At 52.4% G+C, this 18,859-nt stretch carries 19 protein-coding genes and 1 other annotated feature (1 of these 20 running past the window's edge); of the genes, 11 read left to right on the top strand and 8 right to left on the bottom strand.

Features of this window, described 5'->3' with window-relative positions; translation table 11 throughout:
* Positions 1-263: 263 nt before the first annotated feature.
* The 5 genes from KAJ71_RS10570 to ghoS form a co-directional block, all read right to left on the bottom strand.
* Complete coding sequence (locus tag KAJ71_RS10570; RefSeq protein WP_248945670.1) at positions 264-1,124, bottom strand: metal ABC transporter permease; 861 nt, start codon at positions 1,122-1,124, stop codon at positions 264-266.
* The gene (locus KAJ71_RS10565) at positions 1,124-1,987 is read right to left on the bottom strand and encodes a metal ABC transporter permease (protein WP_248945669.1); all 864 of its coding nucleotides are present in this window, start codon (positions 1,985-1,987) and stop codon (positions 1,124-1,126) included. The genes KAJ71_RS10570 and KAJ71_RS10565 overlap by 1 nt, the downstream gene beginning before the upstream one ends.
* Positions 1,987-2,877, bottom strand: a complete 891-nt coding sequence (locus KAJ71_RS10560; protein WP_248945668.1) for a manganese/iron ABC transporter ATP-binding protein — start codon at positions 2,875-2,877, stop codon at positions 1,987-1,989. The genes KAJ71_RS10565 and KAJ71_RS10560 overlap by 1 nt, the downstream gene beginning before the upstream one ends.
* Complete coding sequence (locus KAJ71_RS10555; RefSeq protein ID WP_248945667.1) at positions 2,874-3,812, bottom strand: metal ABC transporter substrate-binding protein; 939 nt, start codon at positions 3,810-3,812, stop codon at positions 2,874-2,876. Before KAJ71_RS10555 ends, KAJ71_RS10560 begins: the two co-directional genes overlap by 4 nt.
* Before the next feature lie 129 nt (positions 3,813-3,941).
* Positions 3,942-4,241, bottom strand: coding sequence for a type V toxin-antitoxin system endoribonuclease antitoxin GhoS (gene ghoS, locus KAJ71_RS10550; protein WP_248945665.1), 300 nt, complete (start codon positions 4,239-4,241; stop codon positions 3,942-3,944).
* Between the two features lie 109 nt (positions 4,242-4,350).
* Here ghoS and KAJ71_RS10545 point away from each other — a divergent pair, with 109 nt between their 5' ends.
* From KAJ71_RS10545 to KAJ71_RS10520, 6 genes are all read left to right on the top strand, one after another.
* Entirely contained in the window at positions 4,351-5,013 is a 663-nt protein-coding gene (locus tag KAJ71_RS10545) for a transglycosylase SLT domain-containing protein (RefSeq protein ID WP_248945664.1), read from the top strand.
* 306 nt (positions 5,014-5,319) lie between these two features.
* On the top strand, positions 5,320-6,045 hold the full coding sequence (locus KAJ71_RS10540; protein WP_248945663.1) for a gluconate 2-dehydrogenase subunit 3 family protein: 726 nt from the start codon (positions 5,320-5,322) through the stop codon (positions 6,043-6,045).
* A 2-nt stretch (positions 6,046-6,047) separates the two neighbouring features.
* A complete protein-coding gene (locus KAJ71_RS10535) occupies positions 6,048-7,832 on the top strand; it encodes a GMC family oxidoreductase (RefSeq protein ID WP_248945662.1) in 1,785 nt (594 codons plus the stop codon).
* An 11-nt stretch (positions 7,833-7,843) separates the two neighbouring features.
* Positions 7,844-9,184, top strand: a complete 1,341-nt coding sequence (locus tag KAJ71_RS10530) for a cytochrome c (RefSeq protein WP_248945661.1) — start codon at positions 7,844-7,846, stop codon at positions 9,182-9,184.
* Between the two features lie 754 nt (positions 9,185-9,938).
* Positions 9,939-10,823: a PHP domain-containing protein gene (locus KAJ71_RS10525; protein ID WP_248945660.1), complete on the top strand. Its 885-nt coding sequence runs from the start codon at positions 9,939-9,941 to the stop codon at positions 10,821-10,823.
* Between the two features lie 230 nt (positions 10,824-11,053).
* Positions 11,054-12,337, top strand: a complete 1,284-nt coding sequence (locus KAJ71_RS10520; protein ID WP_248945658.1) for an SLC5/6 family protein — start codon at positions 11,054-11,056, stop codon at positions 12,335-12,337.
* 37 nt (positions 12,338-12,374) lie between these two features.
* Here the strand turns inward: KAJ71_RS10520 and KAJ71_RS10515 are convergent, their stop codons facing one another.
* From KAJ71_RS10515 to KAJ71_RS10505, 3 genes are all read right to left on the bottom strand, one after another.
* A complete protein-coding gene (locus tag KAJ71_RS10515; protein ID WP_248945657.1) occupies positions 12,375-13,061 on the bottom strand; it encodes a MarC family NAAT transporter in 687 nt (228 codons plus the stop codon).
* 72 nt (positions 13,062-13,133) lie between these two features.
* Positions 13,134-14,498 (bottom strand): MATE family efflux transporter, encoded by a 1,365-nt coding sequence (locus KAJ71_RS10510; RefSeq protein WP_248945656.1) that lies wholly within the window; start codon positions 14,496-14,498, stop codon positions 13,134-13,136.
* Between the two features lie 72 nt (positions 14,499-14,570).
* Complete coding sequence (locus tag KAJ71_RS10505; protein ID WP_248945655.1) at positions 14,571-15,152, bottom strand: DUF2239 family protein; 582 nt, start codon at positions 15,150-15,152, stop codon at positions 14,571-14,573.
* Positions 15,153-15,456: 304 nt separating this feature from the next.
* On the opposite strand from KAJ71_RS10505, the gene thrS reads away from it, so the two are divergent.
* The 5 genes from thrS to pheM all read left to right on the top strand — a co-directional run bounded on the left by thrS (position 15,457) and on the right by pheM (position 18,799).
* Complete coding sequence (gene thrS, locus KAJ71_RS10500; protein ID WP_248945654.1) at positions 15,457-17,385, top strand: threonine--tRNA ligase; 1,929 nt, start codon at positions 15,457-15,459, stop codon at positions 17,383-17,385.
* A gap of 3 nt (positions 17,386-17,388) precedes the next feature.
* Positions 17,389-17,940, top strand: a complete 552-nt coding sequence (infC, locus tag KAJ71_RS10495) for a translation initiation factor IF-3 (protein ID WP_071683678.1) — start codon at positions 17,389-17,391, stop codon at positions 17,938-17,940.
* A 97-nt stretch (positions 17,941-18,037) separates the two neighbouring features.
* Positions 18,038-18,235 (top strand): 50S ribosomal protein L35, encoded by a 198-nt coding sequence (rpmI, locus tag KAJ71_RS10490; RefSeq protein ID WP_004931418.1) that lies wholly within the window; start codon positions 18,038-18,040, stop codon positions 18,233-18,235.
* A gap of 43 nt (positions 18,236-18,278) precedes the next feature.
* Positions 18,279-18,635: a 50S ribosomal protein L20 gene (rplT, locus tag KAJ71_RS10485; RefSeq protein ID WP_004963673.1), complete on the top strand. Its 357-nt coding sequence runs from the start codon at positions 18,279-18,281 to the stop codon at positions 18,633-18,635.
* 115 nt (positions 18,636-18,750) lie between these two features.
* Positions 18,751-18,859 (top strand) — a sequence feature (Phe leader region) (it continues 14 nt past the right edge of the window).
* Positions 18,755-18,799 (top strand): pheST operon leader peptide PheM, encoded by a 45-nt coding sequence (gene pheM / locus KAJ71_RS10480; protein WP_121608962.1) that lies wholly within the window; start codon positions 18,755-18,757, stop codon positions 18,797-18,799. (Overlaps the previous feature by 45 nt.)

The following is an 18,859-nucleotide window of genomic DNA, read 5'->3' as shown; positions in this document are numbered from 1 at the left end:
CACAGCTGCGCCATCTATTGACGAAAATATCATCGCCGCGTGTCTGGTCAAAGTATATACGCTATTGATTAATTTAAGTACGCTTATGCTTAATGCCTCTCGGTTCAGGCTAATTTGCTGAGTATCTTCTTACGCGGGGAACGTCATACAAGGGATTTTCCCCCCAACCCTCCCCAGGAGAGGGTTGGGGGGGCGGGTTGGTGAATGGAGTTAAGTCAGGAGTAACAGCGCGGTAAGTTTCTTATCAGCACATACGACAGTCCCTACGAATGGCCCTTAGCCAGGTTGCTCTCGTGGCGTTGCACGGGTTTGAAGTGGCTGTAGAGCAGGGCGATGACAAACAGCAACGCCTGGACGATCACGATGCACGGCCCGGTTGCGCCATCGATATGAAAGCTGATCAGCGTCCCCAGTACGCAGGAAAAAACGGAAGCGACGGTGGCGACGATCAGCATCCGGTTGAAACTGCGGCACAGGGTGAACGCAATGATCCCCGGTGCGATCAGCATCGCAATCACCAGGATCACCCCCACCGCCTGTAGCGAGGCCACAATGGTTAATGCCAGCAGGCACAGTAAGCCGTAGTGCAGTAACTTCACCGGCAGGCCGATGACGCGCGCATGGTTGGGATCGAAACAGTAAAGCATAAAGTCCTGGCGCTTGAGCAGTACGATCGCCAGCGTGATCCCGGCGATCCACAACGTTTGCCGCAGCTCACCGTCGGTGATCCCCAGCATATTGCCGAACAGGATATGGCTGAGGTGTTGATCGGTATCGATGCGGGCAAACAGCACCAGCCCAAAGGCAAACATGCCGGAGAACACGATCCCCATCACCGTGTCTTCCTTTACTCGGCTGTGCTCTTTCAGATAGCCCGTCGCTAGCGCGCAGAAAATGCCGGAAAGAAATGCGCCAATCGCCAGCGGAATACTGAACACAAAGGCCAACACGATGCCGGGTAGCACGGCGTGAGAGATGGCATCGCCCATCAATGACCAGCCTTTCAACACCAGATAACAAGACAGCACGGCGCAAACTACGCCGGTGACGATGGCCGCGATGATGGCGCGCTGCATAAAGGGATAGGCGAACGGCTCAGAGAGCCATTGCAACAGGAATTCCATCAGTTGCCCTCCGGAGAGTTGCCATGGGTTGCACGGCGTTTTGAGGCTAACAGTCCGTGCTTCGGTGCGAACAGGAAGGCCGCCAGGAACACCAGCGTTTGCAGCGTGACGATCACGCCGCCGGTTGCTCCGTCGACGAAAAAGCTGAGGTAAGCGCCCAGGCCGCTGGTCAAGGCACCGATGGCGATGGCGATAATTACCAGCCGGCCAAAACGGTCGGTCAGCAGATAGGCGGTGGCACCGGGGGTTATCACCATAGCGATCACCAGAATGGCACCGACGGTTTGCAGCGCGGCCACGGTACAGGCGCTAAGCAGGGTAAAGAACAGGATCTTCAGCTTTAATGGCGAAAGCCCAATTGATACCGCGTGGTTTTCGTCAAAAAATACTGCCAGCAGGTCTTTCCACACCAGGCATAAGATCAGCAACGAAACGCCGATAATAATTTCCACCTGCAACACGTCTTCATCTGCGATACCGAGAATGTTGCCGAAGATGATCGACTGCACGTTCACCGAAGTGGGATTGAGCGAAATGATCAACAGGCCGACGGCGAAAAAGGTGGAGAAAATAAAGCCGATAATCGCATCTTCACGCAGGCGGGTGACGTGGCGTACCAACGTCATTGCCAGCGCGGCCAACATGCCGGTGAAAAACGCACCGGCTGCATAGGGCAGGCCGAGGGCATAGGCACCGGCCACGCCAGGCACCACGGAGTGGGAAAGCGCATCCCCCATCAACGACCAGCCTTTCAGCATCAGATACGCCGACAGAAAAGCGCAGGCCGCACCGACAATGGCGCTGACCCACATCGCCTTGACCATGTAGTTGTAGTTGAACGGTTGCAACAGGATCTCGAGCATCAGGGGTTATTCTCCTTTTGCTGGCTTTGCGCCGGAGGATCGCTCTTGGTATGGCCATAAAACACCGCAGGGCGCTCGTCATCGGTGATTACCGTCACGGTGCGGGGATCGTTGTCATCGTGCAGATCGGGCCCTGAGAGGTTGATATGGCGCAATACGCCACCGAACGCCAGTTCCAGATTGCTTTGCGTGAAGGTGGTTTCGAGCGGCCCGGCGGCCAGCACGGTACGGTTAATCAGGATCACCCGATCGCAAAATTCCGGTACGCTACCGAGGTTGTGGGTCGATACCAGGATCAGGTGGCCTTCATCGCGCAGCGAGCGTAACAGCTCGATAATAGCGTTCTCGGTTTTGACATCCACGCCGGTAAAAGGCTCATCAAGCAGCAGCACCGTTCCCTGCTGAGCCAGCGCACGAGCCAGGAATACGCGCTTTTTTTGCCCGCCGGAAAGCTCGCCGATCTGTCGGCTACGTAGCTCACTCAGGCCAACGCGCTCCAGCGCCTTATCGACCCGCAGCCGATCTTCGTTAGTAGGAATGCGCAAGAAGTTCATTTTGCCGTAGCGGCCCATCATCACCACGTCTTCCACCAGCACCGGGAAGTTCCAGTCAACCTCTTCGGTCTGCGGCACGTAGGCGATAATATTTTTCTTCAGTGCGGCGACAACCGGTTGCCCGCTAAGCATCACCTGGCCAGATGTCGGTTTTACCAGGCCCATGATGCTTTTGAAGAGGGTCGATTTTCCGCTGCCGTTAACTCCCACCAGCGCACAAATCGAACCCCCGCTCAGGGTAAAGCTGGCGTTATGGATCGCCGTATGGCCGTTGTTATAGGTGACCGATACGTCATCCACATTGAGTTCGGGGCGGATAAAGGTCTCTGTGCTCATTGATTAAATCCTTTGGCGATGGTTTGCACGGTGACATTGAGCAGGTCGATATAGGTGGGCACCGGCCCGTTGGCCGCAGACAGGGAGTCGACATACAGCACACCGCCGTATTGCGCACCGGTTTCTTTAGCCACCTGCTTGGCCGGTTTATCCGAAATGGTACTTTCGCTGAACACCACCGGAATGTGGTTGGCCCGTACGGTATCGATCACACGGCGCACCTGCTGTGGTGAGCCCTGTTCGTCGGCATTGATCGGCCACAGATAGACTTCTTGCAACTGATAATCTTTAGCCAGATAGCTAAAGGCACCTTCGCTGGTCACCAGCCAGCGCTGGGCTGACGGAATGCGTGACAAACGCTCACGCAGTGGGGCATCCAGCGCCGCAATTTTTTCAGCGTAGGCTTTGGCATTGCGGTTATAGGTTTCCGCGTTGTCGGGATCGTGCTGTACCAACGCTTTGCGGATGTTCTCGACGTAGATCAGTGCATTGCTTGGTGACATCCAGGCATGGGGATTTGGATTACCGTTATACGGGCCTTCATGGATTGGCAGCGGGGTGATCCCTTCAGTCACCACGGCGGCGGGAACTTGTTTGATATTTTCAAAAAAGCGTTGGAACCAGCGCTCCAGATTCATCCCGTTCCATAAAATCAGATCGGCGTGCTGTGCCTTAACGATATCGCGCGGCGTAGGCTGATAGTCGTGGATTTCCGCCCCAGGCTTGGTGATGGACTCCACCACGGCGGCGTCGCCCGCCACGTTCTGAGCGATATCCTGGATAATGGTGAAGGTTGTCACCACGCGTAGCTTATCCTTTGCCAAAGCCGGTTGGCTGACAGCAGCAACACTGAGGCATACGCAGAGCAGGGCAAGTGAGCGAATGCGGGACAAGCTAAAATGACGGCGGGTAAACACGTTGTTTTTCATTGGCATGATGACGTCTCCTTATTCAAATGAAAATGATTATCAATATCAATTGAGCGGAAGTCAAGCAACACCAAACTTTGCCAAAGGGTTATTTTGTTGTTAATTAAATAATGCCGCCGAGTGAGTTATAACATTTTATGTATCGGGATGTAACCGCTTAAAGTAGTCACTGCAAGTGACTATCTGCACCTCGGGTTTCTCCCCCAATGCCACCTCACCCAACCCCTGCGCTAACTGTTGTACATCCTCTTGATTTAAAGGCGTTGTTAGCGAAAAACTGTTGATCCCCAGCTCATGGGGAACGCCCTTGCTGTCGCTGAGCGTGGTGGAAAAACCGGCCAGCGTCATTTGTCCGGTTAATTTAGCTAAATCGGTTAAGCTATGTTCCGGGTAGGTGAAAGACACCACAAAACCTATGGACGAAGATTGACTCATAAATCACCTCTTGGTATATGGATAGCCTGAGAATAGACCAAAAATGTCATGCAGGTATCCTTACCAGTTGTATATGCTACGCAACTCATTGAAAGGAGTGAGGGATTCTGTGAAAACAAAAATAGGTTGCCTGATGGCAATCGTACTATTAGCCGGTTGTGCGAAAGATCCGCAAACAACGGGCAATCAGGCAGGCAGTGGCACTTCGGGCGGTTGGTTAAAAACCCCACCGCAAACACCAAGTAACCGAACCGGGACACCGGTCGCTTATAATGATTATATCCGTCAGGCCGCCAGAAACTATGGTGTCGACGAAACGCTGATTAAGGCGATCATTCAGGTGGAGTCCGGGTTTAACCCGAATGTGGTCAGCACCTCGAATGCCGTTGGGCTTATGCAGCTGAAAGCCTCAACCGCAGGACGCGATGCTTATCGTATGAAGGGAAAGAACGGGCAGCCAAGTTCGCGTGAGTTGAAGGATCCGGCGGTTAATATTGATCTGGGAACAGCCTATATCAATATTCTTCAAAGCCAGCAACTAGCCGGGATCACCAATCCGCAGACGTTACGCTATGCCACCATCGTTTCCTATGTGAATGGGGCAGGTGCGATGTTACGGACTTTCTCATCGGATAAACGTGTGGCGGTAAACCGCATTAATCAGATGAGCCCGGACGAGTTTTATCAGCATATCCAGAAGAAGCACCCGGCACCGCAAGCGCCGCGTTACTTGTGGAAAGTTACCACCGCTTATCAAGCGATGACCTACTAGCCTCAGATTGCCTACAGCCGGCCTCATTAAGGGGCCGGTTTTGCTATTTTTCCCGCTAAAAGTGCGTTCTACATCCCATTTCCGCTTATCTCCCGCCTGATAATCGAAAAAACCGCACAAATTGTTAATTTTACATTAACAAAGAAAACTTTACGCTCAATCAATTAGTTACCGGTAACATTGTTGCCAAAGCTCATGTTTTGACCTTCAATAAATAGACAATTACGTTACAAATTATTTTTAAATCCCGCATCGACCGCAAGGTTGAGGTTAAATAGTTGTGATTATTTTTGGATGGAATGTGATATGTCGAACGATAAAACTAACAATTCCCGGCGCGATTTCTTGCTGAAATCGATGACGCTGATCCCCGCGGCCGTTATCGGTGGTAGCGGTGTGGGAGCTCTGACGGCACCAGCACCGGCGCTTGCCGCTAGTGATACTTCCAAACAGGTTAACTATCAACCTATCTTCTTTACCCCCGAAGAGTGGGCTTTTGTTCAGGCGGCGGTTGCGCGTTTGATCCCGGCAGACGATCGCGGGCCGGGCGCGTTGGAGGCCGGCGTGCCGGAGTTTATCGATCAGCAGATGAATACGCCTTATGCCACCGGTGCAATCTGGTATATGCAAGGGCCATTTAATCCTGATGTCGCTCCGGAAATGGGTTATCAACTGCCGTTGGTGCCCAAACAGATTTATAACCTGGGGATCAGCGAGGCTGATGCCTACAGCAAGAAAACGGCAGGCAAGGTCTTCGCCGAGCTCGATGGCGCACAACAGGATGCGCTGTTGCATAAGTTTGAATCTGGTGAGGCCGAGTTTGCGCAACTGCCTGCCAAGCTGTTCTTCTCTTATCTGTTGCAAAACACCCGTGAAGGCTTTTTCAGCGATCCGATCCATGGCGGTAACAAAGAGATGGTAGGTTGGAAGCTGATTAATTTTCCGGGGGCGCGCGCCGACTTTATGGACTGGGTTGAGCGAGGGGAACGTTATCCCTTCCCACCGGTATCGATTCGTGGGGAGAGAGGGTAATTATGGCAACGGTAATGAAGAAGCAGGATGTGGTGATCGTCGGTTTTGGCTGGGTTGGCGCCATTATGGCGAAGGAGTTGACCGAGGCAGGGTTGAACGTGGTAGCGCTTGAACGTGGCCCGATGCGCGATACCTATCCAGACGGCTCCTACCCGCAGGTGATCGACGAACTGACCTATAATATCCGCCGTAAGCTGTTCCAGGACCTCTCCAAAAGTACCGTGACTATCCGTCACAACACTAGCCAAACCGCAGTGCCTTATCGCCAGTTGGCGGCTTTCCTGCCGGGCACCGGCGTCGGCGGAGCGGGCCTACACTGGTCTGGCGTGCATTTTCGCATCGATCCTATGGAGCTGCGTATGCGCAGCCATTATGAAGAACGCTACGGCAAAAGCTTCATCCCGAAAGACATGACGATCCAGGACTTCGGGGTGAGCTACGACGAGCTGGAGCCGTTCTTCGATAAGGCTGAGAAGGTATTTGGCACATCAGGTACCGCCTGGACTGTGAAGGGCCAGTTGGTGGGTAAAGACAAAGGCGGTAACCCCTTTGCACCAGATCGTTCCGACCATTTCCCGCTGCCAGCTCAGAAGAACACCTTCTCCGCACAGTTGTTTGAAAAGGCGGCGCGTGAGGTGGGCTATCATCCTTACAATCTGCCTTCTGCCAATACATCAGATTCCTATACCAACACTTATGGCGCGCAGATGGGGCCTTGCAACTTCTGTGGCTACTGTAGCGGTTATGCCTGCTACATGTATTCCAAGGCGTCGCCTAACGTCAATATTCTGCCAGCGTTGCGGATGGAAAAGCGCTTTGAGCTGCGCACTAACGCCAACGTGCTGAAAGTTAACCTGACCGCAGATAAAAGCCGGGCGACCGGGGTCAACTATATCGATGCCCAGGGGCGTGAGATCGAACAACCTGCCGATCTGGTGATCCTCGGAGCCTTCCAGTTCCACAATGTGCACCTGATGCTGCTTTCTGGTATTGGCAAACCTTATGATCCGCAGACCGGTGAAGGGGTGGTTGGGCGTAACTTTGCCTACCAGAACCTGACCACCATCAAGGCGTTCTTCGATAAGGACGTCCACACCAACCCGTTTATTGGCGCGGGCGGTAACGGCGTTGGCCTGGATGATTTCAATGCGGATAACTTCGACCACGGTAAGGAAGGTTTTGTCGGTGGCTCACCGTTCTGGGTGAACCAGGCAGGTACCAAACCGATCTCCGGCCTGCCAACGCCTCCTGGTACGCCAGCCTGGGGCAGCAAGTGGAAAGCCGCAGTGGCGGATGCCTATACGCACCATGTCTCTATGGATGCCCATGGTGCGCACCAGTCCTATCGTAGCAACTACCTCGATCTCGATCCGACCTATAAGAATGTCTTTGGCCAACCGTTGCTACGCATGACCTTTGACTGGCAGGAGAACGACATCAAGATGGCGCAGTTTATGTTTAACAAGATGGCTCCGATCGCCAAGGCGATGAACCCGAAACTGATTTCCGGCAGCCCGAAAAACGCTAACAGCCATTTTGATACCACCAGCTATCAAACCACGCACATGAACGGCGGTGCGGTGATGGGGGAAGATCCTAAAACCAGCGCGGTAAACCGCTATCTGCAAAGTTGGGACGTGCATAACGTGTTCTCGATCGGCGCATCGGCCTTCCCGCAGGGGCTAGGCTACAACCCGACCGGCACCGTTGCCGCGTTGGCCTACTGGTCTGCCCGTGCCATTCGCGAGCAGTATCTGAAAAATCCAGGCCCATTGGTGCAGGCATGAGGACGCGAGTGATGAAAGCTTTGGTTCCCGCACTGGTTCTCAGTGCACTGAGTTTTTCCGTTTTGGCACAGGACACGACGATCAGCAGCGAATTGCTCAAACGAGGTGAATATCTGGCACGCGCTGGTGACTGCGTGGCCTGCCATACCGATGGCAAAAACGGCGTGCCCTTTGCTGGTGGTTTAGCAATGGAAACGCCGATTGGCACTATCTATTCCACCAACATCACCCCGGACAAAACCACCGGCATTGGCGACTACAGTTTCGAAGATTTCGATAATGCGGTACGTAAAGGCGTCGCCAAGAACGGCAGCACCCTGTACCCGGCGATGCCTTATCCTTCGTTTGCGCTGGTGAAAGAGGAGGATATGCGTGCCATGTACGCCTATTTCATGCACGGCGTGCAGCCAATAGAACAGGCGAATAAGGATTCAGATATTCCTTGGCCGCTATCCATGCGTTGGCCGCTGCACATCTGGCGCTCGATGTTTGCACCAACACCGGCCGATTTCGCGGCAAACGCCAACGCCGATCCGGTTATCGAACGTGGCCGCTATCTGGTTGAAGGGCTGGGGCACTGCGGGGCATGCCATACGCCACGCCGCATGACCATGCAGGAAAAGGCGTTGAGCAACACGGAAGGCGATGATTATCTGTCTGGCAGCAACGTGCCGATCGACGGTTGGGTAGCCTCCAGCTTGCGTGGTGATAATAAAGATGGCCTGGGCACCTGGAGCGAGAGCGAACTGACTGAGTTCCTGAAAACTGGCCGTAACGATAAGTCGGTGGTATTTGGTGGCATGAGCGACGTTGTCGAACATAGCCTGCAATATCTCAGCGATGAAGATTTGACCGCGATTGCCCGCTATCTGAAAACCTTACCGCCGAAAGACGGTAAACAGCAGGCCGCACCGGTTGAAGACAGCGTCGCCAAAGATTTGTGGCGTGGTAACGACAGCAAGCCGGGCGCTGCGCTATACGTCGATAACTGTGCCGCTTGCCACCGTACCGATGGTGTTGGTTACCCGCGTGCTTTCCCGGCGCTGAAGGGCAACCCGGTGGTGCAGACTGACGATGCGACTTCGCTGATCCACATTGTGCTGGTCGGTAATACCACGCCAGCGGTGAAGGGGGCAGTTTCCAACCTCACCATGCCGCCGTTTGGCTGGCGCTTGAACGACCAGCAGGTCGCGGACGTGGTGAACTTTATCCGTTCCAGCTGGGGCAACAACGCCAAAGCTATCAGTGCCTCCGATGTGGCTGACGTGCGCAAGGATCGTTCAATAATCCGCGATGAGAAGGCCATGGGTAGTTCTGCTATCCCAGAGCTGGCACCAGTGGGCGCCAAGTAATCCTTCAAGGGGCCTCGTTCGAGGCCCTTTAATCGTCTATCATTAATTTCCAATATATTAGATGTTGTAATCATTTGTTTTTTGATTGATTTTTAATCATCTTTAGTGGTGTGTTCCTAGGTTTTAAAGCTGTTCTATCTGATGTTGTCAGTTTTTTAGAGTGTGTTATATCGCTAAATTTCATTATGTAGTTGTTTTTAAGTGGTTTTTGATTGTTGTTTTTCTTTGGTGATTAATTTTTTCATTAATGTTATTAATGTTTTTGCGAGGGGAGTTGAAAGTAAAGGGAGTTTGTGAGCGTGATGATGATAGCTTTATTGTTGGTATTGTATGTTTCCATTGCTTTTGAGGTCGATAGACGTAAGCGAATCTGTATTGGTCTTGGTCGTAAATATACTTACAGAAAGCGCATCAATTTCAGAAGGAAATGTGCAAGATTAATCGATACGCTGCTTTTTAGAACATGACGAGCTGTGATTTGCCATATTCGGCCAACAAAGCAGATTTTTTTAGGTGAGATGCCCCGGAAAACGGGGCTTTAGATTGATGACCAAGTAGCCGCAGCTATTTGATACCGTTCATGCCTGTTAAAAGTGTTCACCGTTATCGATCTAGTCAAAATGTCGATTTACTCTCCGTGAGCATACCCACGCTTTTGTGATCCTGACGATAAAAAGTGTCAAATCCACAGTATGCATTCAGCGCCTGCTTTACTATGGTCTTTGTTATTGAGCATTTGCCAAAGGACATTGCCATGGAAAAAATCGACCTGCATATGCATTCCAACTACAGCGATGATGCAGACTTCCCGGTTGAGACAGTGATCGCACGCTGTCTGGTCAACGGCATCAGTACGTTGGCGGTGACCGACCATAATAATGCCAACTCGGTGCCGGAGGCCAAGGCGCTGGCATCGTCCAGTCTCAATGTCCTGTCCGGCATTGAGATCGACTGCACCTTTGCAGGGCGTAACTTCCACCTGTTGGGCTACGGTTTTACCCCCAGCGATGACTTTGTGGAGATCTATAACAATTTCAGCGCCATTCAACGGGAATTGACTCCGCAAAAATTTGCCAAGCTGCGCGGGTTGAAATTCCATCTGGATGAACAACGCCTGGAGCAGGTATGCGGTGGCGCTATCCCGCAGGAAGAGCAGATGGGTGAGGTGATACTGGAAGATCCACGTAATGATGGGCACCCGTTGCTGATGCCATATCGCCCCGGTGGCGAAAGAGCCGATATGCCGCTAATCAACTTTTACTGGGACTTCTTTGGCCCAGGGAAGGTGTGCTATATGCCAGTCACTTATCCCGCCATGAGCCGCATGGTGGAGGTGATACGCCATAATGGGGGCATACCCATCCTGGCGCATATCGGTGCTAACGTTAAACGGGACCATACCCAGGTTATCGATGAGATGTTGAAGATTGGCGTGATGGGGGTTGAGGTGTTCTCAAGCTATCATTCACCGGAGTTGGCCAGCCAACTGTATGAGTTTACCGTTGGCCGCTCGGCGTTCGTTACCTGCGGCAGCGATTTTCACGGGCGTAACAAGCCAAAAATAGAAGTAGGGCAATGTGCTTACGGCCCACAGCATATTGGCGAAATACGCCGGTTTATTGCTGCTGCCAGCGCCTAGGCATTGTTTCATTCCGTATGGCTCGTGAGCGGTGTTGGCTGCTCACGAAGCGCGCAGTTAACCGCCGAAACATAGACCACATTAGTGTTTTTCATTATCCTTTGCCGTCCTTTTATCAGGTTGGTGAATTTCTTTCGCCATTAATGTCCTGTTTTATTTAAACATTCTACGGAGAAGGGAGTTTCCGTCGGGCGCATTCGTTGGCACTGTAGATTAAGGTAAGCTTTTTCATGAGTACGATTTCTCCAGATCATGACGCGTTGGCCATTGCCCAACCAGCCAAATGGAACAAGACCGACACCGTCTGGATGTTCGGGCTTTACGCCACGGCTGTGGGTGCTGGCACCCTGTTTCTGCCGATCAATGCCGGTCTGAATGGCCCGTTGGTGCTGCTATTGATGGCACTGTTTGCCTTCCCTCTAACCTATTTACCCCATCTGGCGCTAACCCGCTTTGTCCTCTCTGGCTCCAGCCGCGACGGTAATATTCAGGACGTGGTGGTTGAGCATTTCGGTGTGTTAGCCGGCAAGATCATTATGGTGCTGTATCTGATGGCGTTTTTCCCCATCGTGCTGGTCTACAGTATTTCCATTACCAACGCCTTGGACAGCTTCCTGACCCATCAATTTCACTTCGCCCCGGTGCCACGTATCTGGCTGAGTTTGGCGGTGGTGGTGGTGCTCAATCTGGTGCTGCTGCGGGGAAAGGATACGATCGTCGCGGCGATGGGCGTCTTGGTATTCCCATTGCTGGTGTTTCTGATGGGTATTTCGCTGTATCTGATACCTACCTGGCAGACCGAGAACTTTGTCAATGGGGTGGTCAACACTCAATTTGACAGCCCCGACCTGTGGCACTCGTTGTGGTTGGCGGTCCCGGTGATGGTATTTTCCTTTAGCCATGCGCCGATCATTTCTTCGTTCGCTTCCACCCAGAACAGCTTATACGGTGACAAGGCCGAGCGCCGTTGTGCACGGATTATGCGTTACAGCTACCTGCTGATTTGCGTCACCGTGCTGTTCTTCGTGTTCAGCTGCGTGCTGAGCCTTTCGCACCAGGAGATGGAGCAGGCGAAAGCGCAGAACATCACGGTACTGACTACCTTGGCCAACAAGTTTTCCAATCCGCTGATTGCCTATCTTGGGCCGATAATGGCGATGTTGGCGATGGCAAAGTCCTATCTTGGCACTTCATTAGGCGTGACCGAAGGTGCGACCAGCCTGATCGATGGACTAACACGTGCCGTTGGCAAGCCGCTAAGTGCCGCGACGACCCATCGTATTTCCGGCGTGGCGCTGTTCTTGCTCACCTGGGGGGCCACCGTCTGGAATCCGAGCGCCTTGCATATCATTGAAACCATCAGTGGTCCACTGATTGCGGTGATCCTGTTTATTCTGCCGATGTATGCGGTGCGCGTGGTTCCGGCTATGCACCGTTATCGCGCTTTGAGTAATGGCTTTGTGTTGGTGATGGGGCTGATTGCGCTTTCTGCTTTGGTTTACGGATTGGCATAGAGATCAAATTGGCCCCGCGATTGCGGGGTCGGTTGGGTTAGGTCATTGGCACGTACGTAGAGATCAGCTCCAACACGCCGTTGATAATAAACTGCACGCCCATGCACACCAGCAGGAAGCCCATCAGGCGGGAAATGGCCTCGATACCGCTTTCACCAACCAGTTTCATGATCGCCGTGGAGCTGCGTAAACAGATCCACAGAATGATCGCTATCGTCAGGAAAATGGTCACCGGCGCGGCCAGCAATACCCAATGGGCAAAGCCCAGCGTATTTTCTTTGACGCTGGACGCGGTACTGATGATCATGGCGATAGTACCCGGCCCGGCAGTACTTGGCATGGCCAGCGGTACAAAGGCGATATTGGCCGAGGTTTTCTTGCGCAGTTCTCTACTTTTGGTTTCTACCTCTGGTGCTTCATCGGCACTTTGCTGTGGAAATAACATGCGAAAACCGATAAAGGCGACAATCAAACCACCGGCGATACGCAAGCCGGGGATGGAAATCCCAAAAGTGCTCATAACCAGTTGACCAGCATAGAATGTCACTGTCATGATAAGGAACACGTATATTGAAGCCATCAGCGACTGATGGTTGCGCTCTTCGTTGGTCATATTTCCCGACAGACCAAGCAGCAGCGCCACGGTGGTCAGCGGGTTGGCCAGTGGCAACAGTAGGGCTAGCCCCAGTCCGATGACCTGAAACAACTGCAGAATACTCGACATAAAACAAACCCCAGAAAGAGAATGAAATGAGGGCGCAGTCGCTACGCCCAAAAGCTTTTACAACTGCCAGTGTCAGACCAGACGCTCAATTTTTTTGTGCCGCCATACCAATCTATAAAACGTTGTCTGTAATGCCAACATTGTCAAATAGGCGATAGGGAACGCCATCCATACCCCCTCTAATCCAAAGTGATTGCTGAGCAGATAGGCCGCTGGCAACTGTACGGCCACGATGCTGAGAATGGAGATCGTCACCGGTACTAACACCACGCCACTGGCGCGCATGATACCGCCGACAATTGCCTGGAAACCAAACACCAACATGCTCCACAGCATGATATGCAGTAAATGCTCTGCTTCTGCCAAGACTACCGGGCTGGTCAGGAACAGGCCCAGCAGCCAATGTGACAGCAGGTAGACCAGAATAATCAACGAGCCGGTCAGCCAGAAGTTGATAAACAGCCCTGTGCGCAAGATGGGAGCAATGCGCTCGGTTTTGCCTGCGCCGATAGCCTGAGCGCCCAAAATGGAGGCGGTGACGGCAATCGACAGAGCAGGGAATTGCACATAGTTAACGATCTGTGTCACTGCGCCATAGGCTGCCGTGGCATCCGAACCGTGGCGGTTGACCAATGTCAGGATGAGCAATTCCGAGATAGAAATTACCACCATTTGTAAACCGGTGGGTAGGCCAATATGTAACACTTTGCGTAGTACCACCGTATCTAACTTTAGCGCGGCCAGCATGGCTCGGTCGGGGGCCAGCACGTGTTTTTTGCGGCGTAGGCGCAATGTCAGATACACCATCGCCAGTGCGTTACCGACCATCCCCGCCAAGGCGGCGCTCTGTATGCCCATGGGGGTAAAGCCCAGCCAGCCACGGATCAGGGCTGGGGTGAGCAGCAAACCGACGACGGTAGACAGTAGCAGGGCCAAGAGTGGCGAGACCGTGTCGCTGACGCCGCGCAGCAGCTGGGTGAACAACACAAATACTAGCAACAACGGCATAATCAGCATCATGATGCGGGCGTAAGAGACTGCTTCTTCAAGCACATCTGCTGGTGTGCCTAGCGCTTGTAGCGCCTGACGGGCAAACAGGCTGCCGAATATCGCCGCCAGTAAGCCAAGCGATACGCCCAGCATCAAGGCCGTACCGGCAATAGATTTGACTTTCTCTGGTTCATTCGCGCCCCATGCCTGCCCAATCAGCACCGAGGCACCGGCACCAACGCCAATCACCAGTGAGATAAAGAAGAAGATGACCGGGAACATACTGGAGATGGCGGCCAACGCATGGGTGCCTAGCATCTGGCCGATATAGATGCCGTTCAGCGTGCCTGAAAATCCTTGCAGGAAGTTGGACAGCACCATGGGCACCAAAAAGATCAGATAGATGCGCCAAAGCGGTGGCTGTTTGTGCTGCGGATGGGTTTGCATTTAATAATTTTTCCTGCGCCTGAAAGGCCTGTAAAGAGCGCTATCAATGCTTATCAATAACGTTATGGGTGATCAGCGGGGGAACGCATCGCGAGTCATCCAGGCCAGATGCGCCTGAATATCGGCAGGCCATTGCGCAATTCGCTCGGCAAACAACTTGCCGTCGTGGCCAAACAGTGTGCGTGTGGCTTCTTCATAGCCTGGTAAAGAGCCGGCGATGGCGCTCATAAAGCGATAGCTGTTCTCCTTGATGCGGCGCTCATTATCCTGCTCAACCGCAGTACGCCGGGCTTCATCAACCAGACGGCGTAGCGCCGCAGAAGCTCCACCACGCTGTTGTGCCAGCCATTCCCAATGACGGGGCAGGAGGGTCACTTCGCGGGCCACCACGCCGAGCTTGGGCCGACCAACCGAGGACTGAGCTGCCGGTTCGCTGCTATCAAGCTCAGCGGCATCGCCGCCAGGCTGAGGCCAAACGTAGCCTGCTGGCCAAGGGTAATCCACCTGGGAGCCGGTGGCATCATCAAACACTAACAGCCCACCGGCAGTAAGATCCATCGCAGCAAGCGCCTGAGCGACATCGGCATAAGACCCGGCAGCCACTCGTTGATGCTGCAAGAAGGCGGTGCAGCTTGGCGTATTGATGATTTTCATATGCTTTATATCCGGGTTAAATTATTTTACCCGGGTAATTTGTCTGGGTTATTGTGGTAAGTCAAGTGCGATCAATTATGCAGCAGGGTAAACTGCGCTTTATTTATCCTCCACAGTTTTAATGTTACTATCTGCAAGGCTGTGAACAGCCACTGGAGGTTCGCGTGTTATTAACGGACCAAGTTGTGCGTCAATCTGGCAATTGTGGGCGAGATATGACGCATAACTGACTAAACACTAACCAAAATATCTGTACTGCATGTGATCTGTCGTGTGGGTCACCACTGTAGATAAGGAATTATGAATGCCTGTTATTACTCTTCCTGACGGAAGTCAGCGTCAATACGACCATGCCGTTTCCCCTATGGATGTTGCCCGTGATATCGGCCCTGGCCTTGCCAAAGCCTGTATTGCTGGCCGCGTTAACGGTGAACTGGTCGATGCCAACGATGCCATCGAATCCGATGCACAACTGGCCATCATTACCATCAAAGATGCCGAAGGCCTGGAAATCATGCGCCACTCCTGTGCGCACCTGTTGGGTCATGCGATCAAACAGTTGTGGCCAGATACCAAAATGGCGATTGGCCCGGTGATCGACAACGGTTTCTACTATGATGTTGACCTCGACCATACCCTGACGCAGGAAGATCTGGATCTGCTGGAGAAGCGGATGCATGAATTGGCCGACAAAGATTATGACGTCATCAAGAAAAAAGTGAGCTGGCAGGAAGCCCGCGACACCTTCGCGGCCCGTGGCGAAAGCTACAAGGTGGCGATTCTGGATGAAAATATCAGCCATGACGACCAACCTGGCCTGTATCATCACGAAGAATACGTGGATATGTGCCGTGGCCCGCACGTGCCGAACATGCGTTTCTGCCATCACTTCAAACTGCAGAAAACCTCCGGTGCTTACTGGCGTGGCGACAGCAAAAACAAAATGCTGCAACGTGTCTACGGCACTGCCTGGGCAGACAAGAAGCAGCTGAACGCCTACCTGCAACGCCTGGAAGAAGCGGCCAAGCGTGATCACCGCAAAATCGGCAAGCAACTCGACCTGTATCATATGCAGGAAGAGGCTCCAGGCATGGTGTTCTGGCATAACGACGGCTGGACTATCTTCCGCGAACTGGAAGCCTTTGTGCGCATGAAGCTCAAAGAGCACCAGTATCAGGAAGTGAAAGGGCCGTTCATGATGGACCGTGTGCTGTGGGAAAAAACCGGGCACTGGGAAAACTACAAAGACGCCATGTTCACCACTTCGTCAGAAAACCGTGAATATTGCATCAAGCCGATGAACTGCCCGGGCCACGTGCAGATCTTCAATCAAGGCCTGAAGTCCTACCGTGATTTGCCGCTGCGTATGGGTGAGTTCGGCAGCTGCCACCGTAACGAACCATCCGGTTCGCTGCATGGTCTGATGCGTGTGCGTGGCTTCACTCAGGACGATGCCCATATCTTCTGTACCGAGGATCAGGTGCGTTCCGAAGTGAACGACTGCATCAAAATGGTCTACGATATGTACGGTGTCTTTGGCTTCGAAAAGATTGTGGTGAAACTGTCCACCCGTCCAGAGAAGCGCATTGGTACTGACGAAATGTGGACTCGAGCCGAAAACGATCTGGCCGCTGCGCTGACTGAAAACGGGATTCCGTTTGAATATCAGCCGGGTGAGGGCGCTTTCTACGGACCAAAAATTGAATTTACCTTGCATGATTGTTTGGATCGCGCATGGCAATGTGGTACCGTGCAACTCGATTTCTTCTTACCGGGCCGTTTAGGCGCGTCGTATGTTGGCGAAAACAACGAACGCGTGGTCCCGGTAATGATCCACCGTGCTATTCTTGGCTCCATGGAGCGCTTCATCGGTATCCTTACCGAAGAATATGCCGGTTTCTACCCAACCTGGATTGCTCCAGTGCAGGTAGTGGTGATGAATATCACCGACAGCCAGTCTGATTACGTCCAGCAATTGACCAAAAAACTGCAAGATGCAGGCATTCGGGCAAAAGCGGACTTGAGAAACGAGAAGATTGGCTTTAAAATTCGCGAACATACTTTACGACGGGTTCCATACATGTTGGTGTGCGGTGATAAAGAGGTCGAATCAGGCAAAGTTGCCGTTCGTACCCGCCGTGGCAAAGACCTGGGGAGCCTGGACGTACAAGAAGTCGTAGACAAGCTGCTACATGAGATACGCAGCCGAAGTCTTCATCAACTGGAGGAATAAAGTATTAAAGGCGGAAAACGAGTTCAACCGGCGCGTCCAAATCGCATTAACAAAGAAATTCGCGCGCAAGAAGTTCGCCTAACCGGCGTCGATGGCGAGCAGATTGGTATTGTCAGTCTGAATGAAGCTCTTGAAAAAGCTGAGGAAGCGGGTGTTGATTTAGTAGAAATCAGCCCAAATGCCGAACCGCCAGTTTGCCGGATCATGGATTACGGCAAATTCCTCTATGAGAAGAGCAAGTCGACCAAAGAACAGAAGAAGAAGCAAAAAGTTATCCAGGTTAAGGAAATCAAATTCCGTCCTGGCACCGATGATGGCGACTATCAGGTCAAACTACGCAACCTGATTCGCTTTCTGGAAGACGGCGATAAAGCCAAGATCACCCTGCGTTTCCGTGGGCGTGAAATGGCGCACCAGCAGATCGGTATGGAAGTGCTTAACCGCGTCCGTAAAGACCTGTGTGAAGATATTGATCTGGCAGTGGTCGAATCCTTCCCAACAAGGATCGAAGGCCGTCAGATGATTATGGTGCTCGCACCCAAGAAGAAACAGTAAGGCTTCCAAGTAATCGAACCCACGCCGTGCAAGCGTGCGTGGGTTTTATTCGCCTCACTGATTCGTTGTTTAACAATGCGAAGTGGATTTAATTAACATGCCAAAGATTAAAACTGTACGTGGTGCAGCCAAGCGCTTCAAAAAGACCGGCAGCGGTGGTTTTAAGCGCAAACATGCTAACCTGCGTCATATTCTGACCAAAAAAGCAACCAAGCGTAAACGTCATCTGCGTCCGAAAGGCATGGTGTCTAAAAACGATCTGGTCCTGGTTACTGCGTGCCTGCCGTACGCATAAGCCATATTTTTTGAATCTAGAATAAGACTTTAGGAGAGAGCATATGGCTCGCGTAAAACGTGGTGTAATTGCACGCGCACGTCACAAGAAAATACTGAAACAAGCGAAAGGTTACTACGGTGCCCGTTCGCGCGTTTATCGTGTTGCCTTCCAGGCAGTAATCAAAGCAGGTCAGTATGCTTACCGTGACCGTCGTCAACGTAAGCGTCAGTTCCGTCAGCTGTGGATTGCACGTATCAACGCAGCTGCTCGTCAGAACGGCTTGTCTTACAGCAAATTCATTAACGGCTTGAAAAAAGCGTCTATTGAAATTGACCGTAAGATCCTGGCTGACATCGCAGTATTCGACAAAGTGGCCTTTGGCGCACTGGTCGAAAAAGCGAAAGCAGCACTGGCGTAAGCTAGTCGAAAAGAGGGAGCTTGCTCCCTCTTTTACTGTTTGTTCCCAATACAGATATTGACTTTTATCGGCTGGCGCTATCACACTGGTAACCAATCTATCAACAAGGTATCACCATCATGCACGCTGTTATTTTCCGCTTCTTTTTTTACTTTAGCGCCTGACTTCAGGAGGCTTTGCGCGTAAGAAAAGAAACGGAAAGTAGCGCCTAAGCCTCCCAAGTG

The sequence above is a fragment of the Serratia silvae genome, assembly GCF_023282985.1.
GTDB lineage: Bacteria > Pseudomonadota > Gammaproteobacteria > Enterobacterales > Enterobacteriaceae > Chania > Chania silvae.
Note: the sequence above shows the minus strand (reverse complement) of the source record. Positions and strands in the feature narration are given on the sequence as shown.

Excerpts from the sequence above, each read along its gene's own strand:
- KAJ71_RS10570 (WP_248945670.1), bottom strand. The coding sequence starts at position 1,124 with ATGGAATTCCTGTTGCAATGGCTCTCTGAGCCGTTCGCCTATCCCTTT.
- KAJ71_RS10565 (WP_248945669.1), bottom strand. The coding sequence starts at position 1,987 with ATGCTCGAGATCCTGTTGCAACCGTTCAACTACAACTACATGGTCAAG.
- KAJ71_RS10560 (WP_248945668.1), bottom strand. The coding sequence starts at position 2,877 with ATGAGCACAGAGACCTTTATCCGCCCCGAACTCAATGTGGATGACGTA.
- KAJ71_RS10555 (WP_248945667.1), bottom strand. The coding sequence starts at position 3,812 with ATGCCAATGAAAAACAACGTGTTTACCCGCCGTCATTTTAGCTTGTCC.
- ghoS (WP_248945665.1), bottom strand. The coding sequence starts at position 4,241 with ATGAGTCAATCTTCGTCCATAGGTTTTGTGGTGTCTTTCACCTACCCG.
- KAJ71_RS10540 (WP_248945663.1), top strand. The coding sequence starts at position 5,320 with ATGTCGAACGATAAAACTAACAATTCCCGGCGCGATTTCTTGCTGAAA.
- KAJ71_RS10535 (WP_248945662.1), top strand. The coding sequence starts at position 6,048 with ATGGCAACGGTAATGAAGAAGCAGGATGTGGTGATCGTCGGTTTTGGC.
- KAJ71_RS10530 (WP_248945661.1), top strand. The coding sequence starts at position 7,844 with ATGAAAGCTTTGGTTCCCGCACTGGTTCTCAGTGCACTGAGTTTTTCC.
- KAJ71_RS10525 (WP_248945660.1), top strand. The coding sequence starts at position 9,939 with ATGGAAAAAATCGACCTGCATATGCATTCCAACTACAGCGATGATGCA.
- KAJ71_RS10520 (WP_248945658.1), top strand. The coding sequence starts at position 11,054 with ATGAGTACGATTTCTCCAGATCATGACGCGTTGGCCATTGCCCAACCA.
- KAJ71_RS10515 (WP_248945657.1), bottom strand. The coding sequence starts at position 13,061 with ATGTCGAGTATTCTGCAGTTGTTTCAGGTCATCGGACTGGGGCTAGCC.
- KAJ71_RS10510 (WP_248945656.1), bottom strand. The coding sequence starts at position 14,498 with ATGCAAACCCATCCGCAGCACAAACAGCCACCGCTTTGGCGCATCTAT.
- KAJ71_RS10505 (WP_248945655.1), bottom strand. The coding sequence starts at position 15,152 with ATGAAAATCATCAATACGCCAAGCTGCACCGCCTTCTTGCAGCATCAA.
- thrS (WP_248945654.1), top strand. The coding sequence starts at position 15,457 with ATGCCTGTTATTACTCTTCCTGACGGAAGTCAGCGTCAATACGACCAT.
- rpmI (WP_004931418.1), top strand. The coding sequence starts at position 18,038 with ATGCCAAAGATTAAAACTGTACGTGGTGCAGCCAAGCGCTTCAAAAAG.
- rplT (WP_004963673.1), top strand. The coding sequence starts at position 18,279 with ATGGCTCGCGTAAAACGTGGTGTAATTGCACGCGCACGTCACAAGAAA.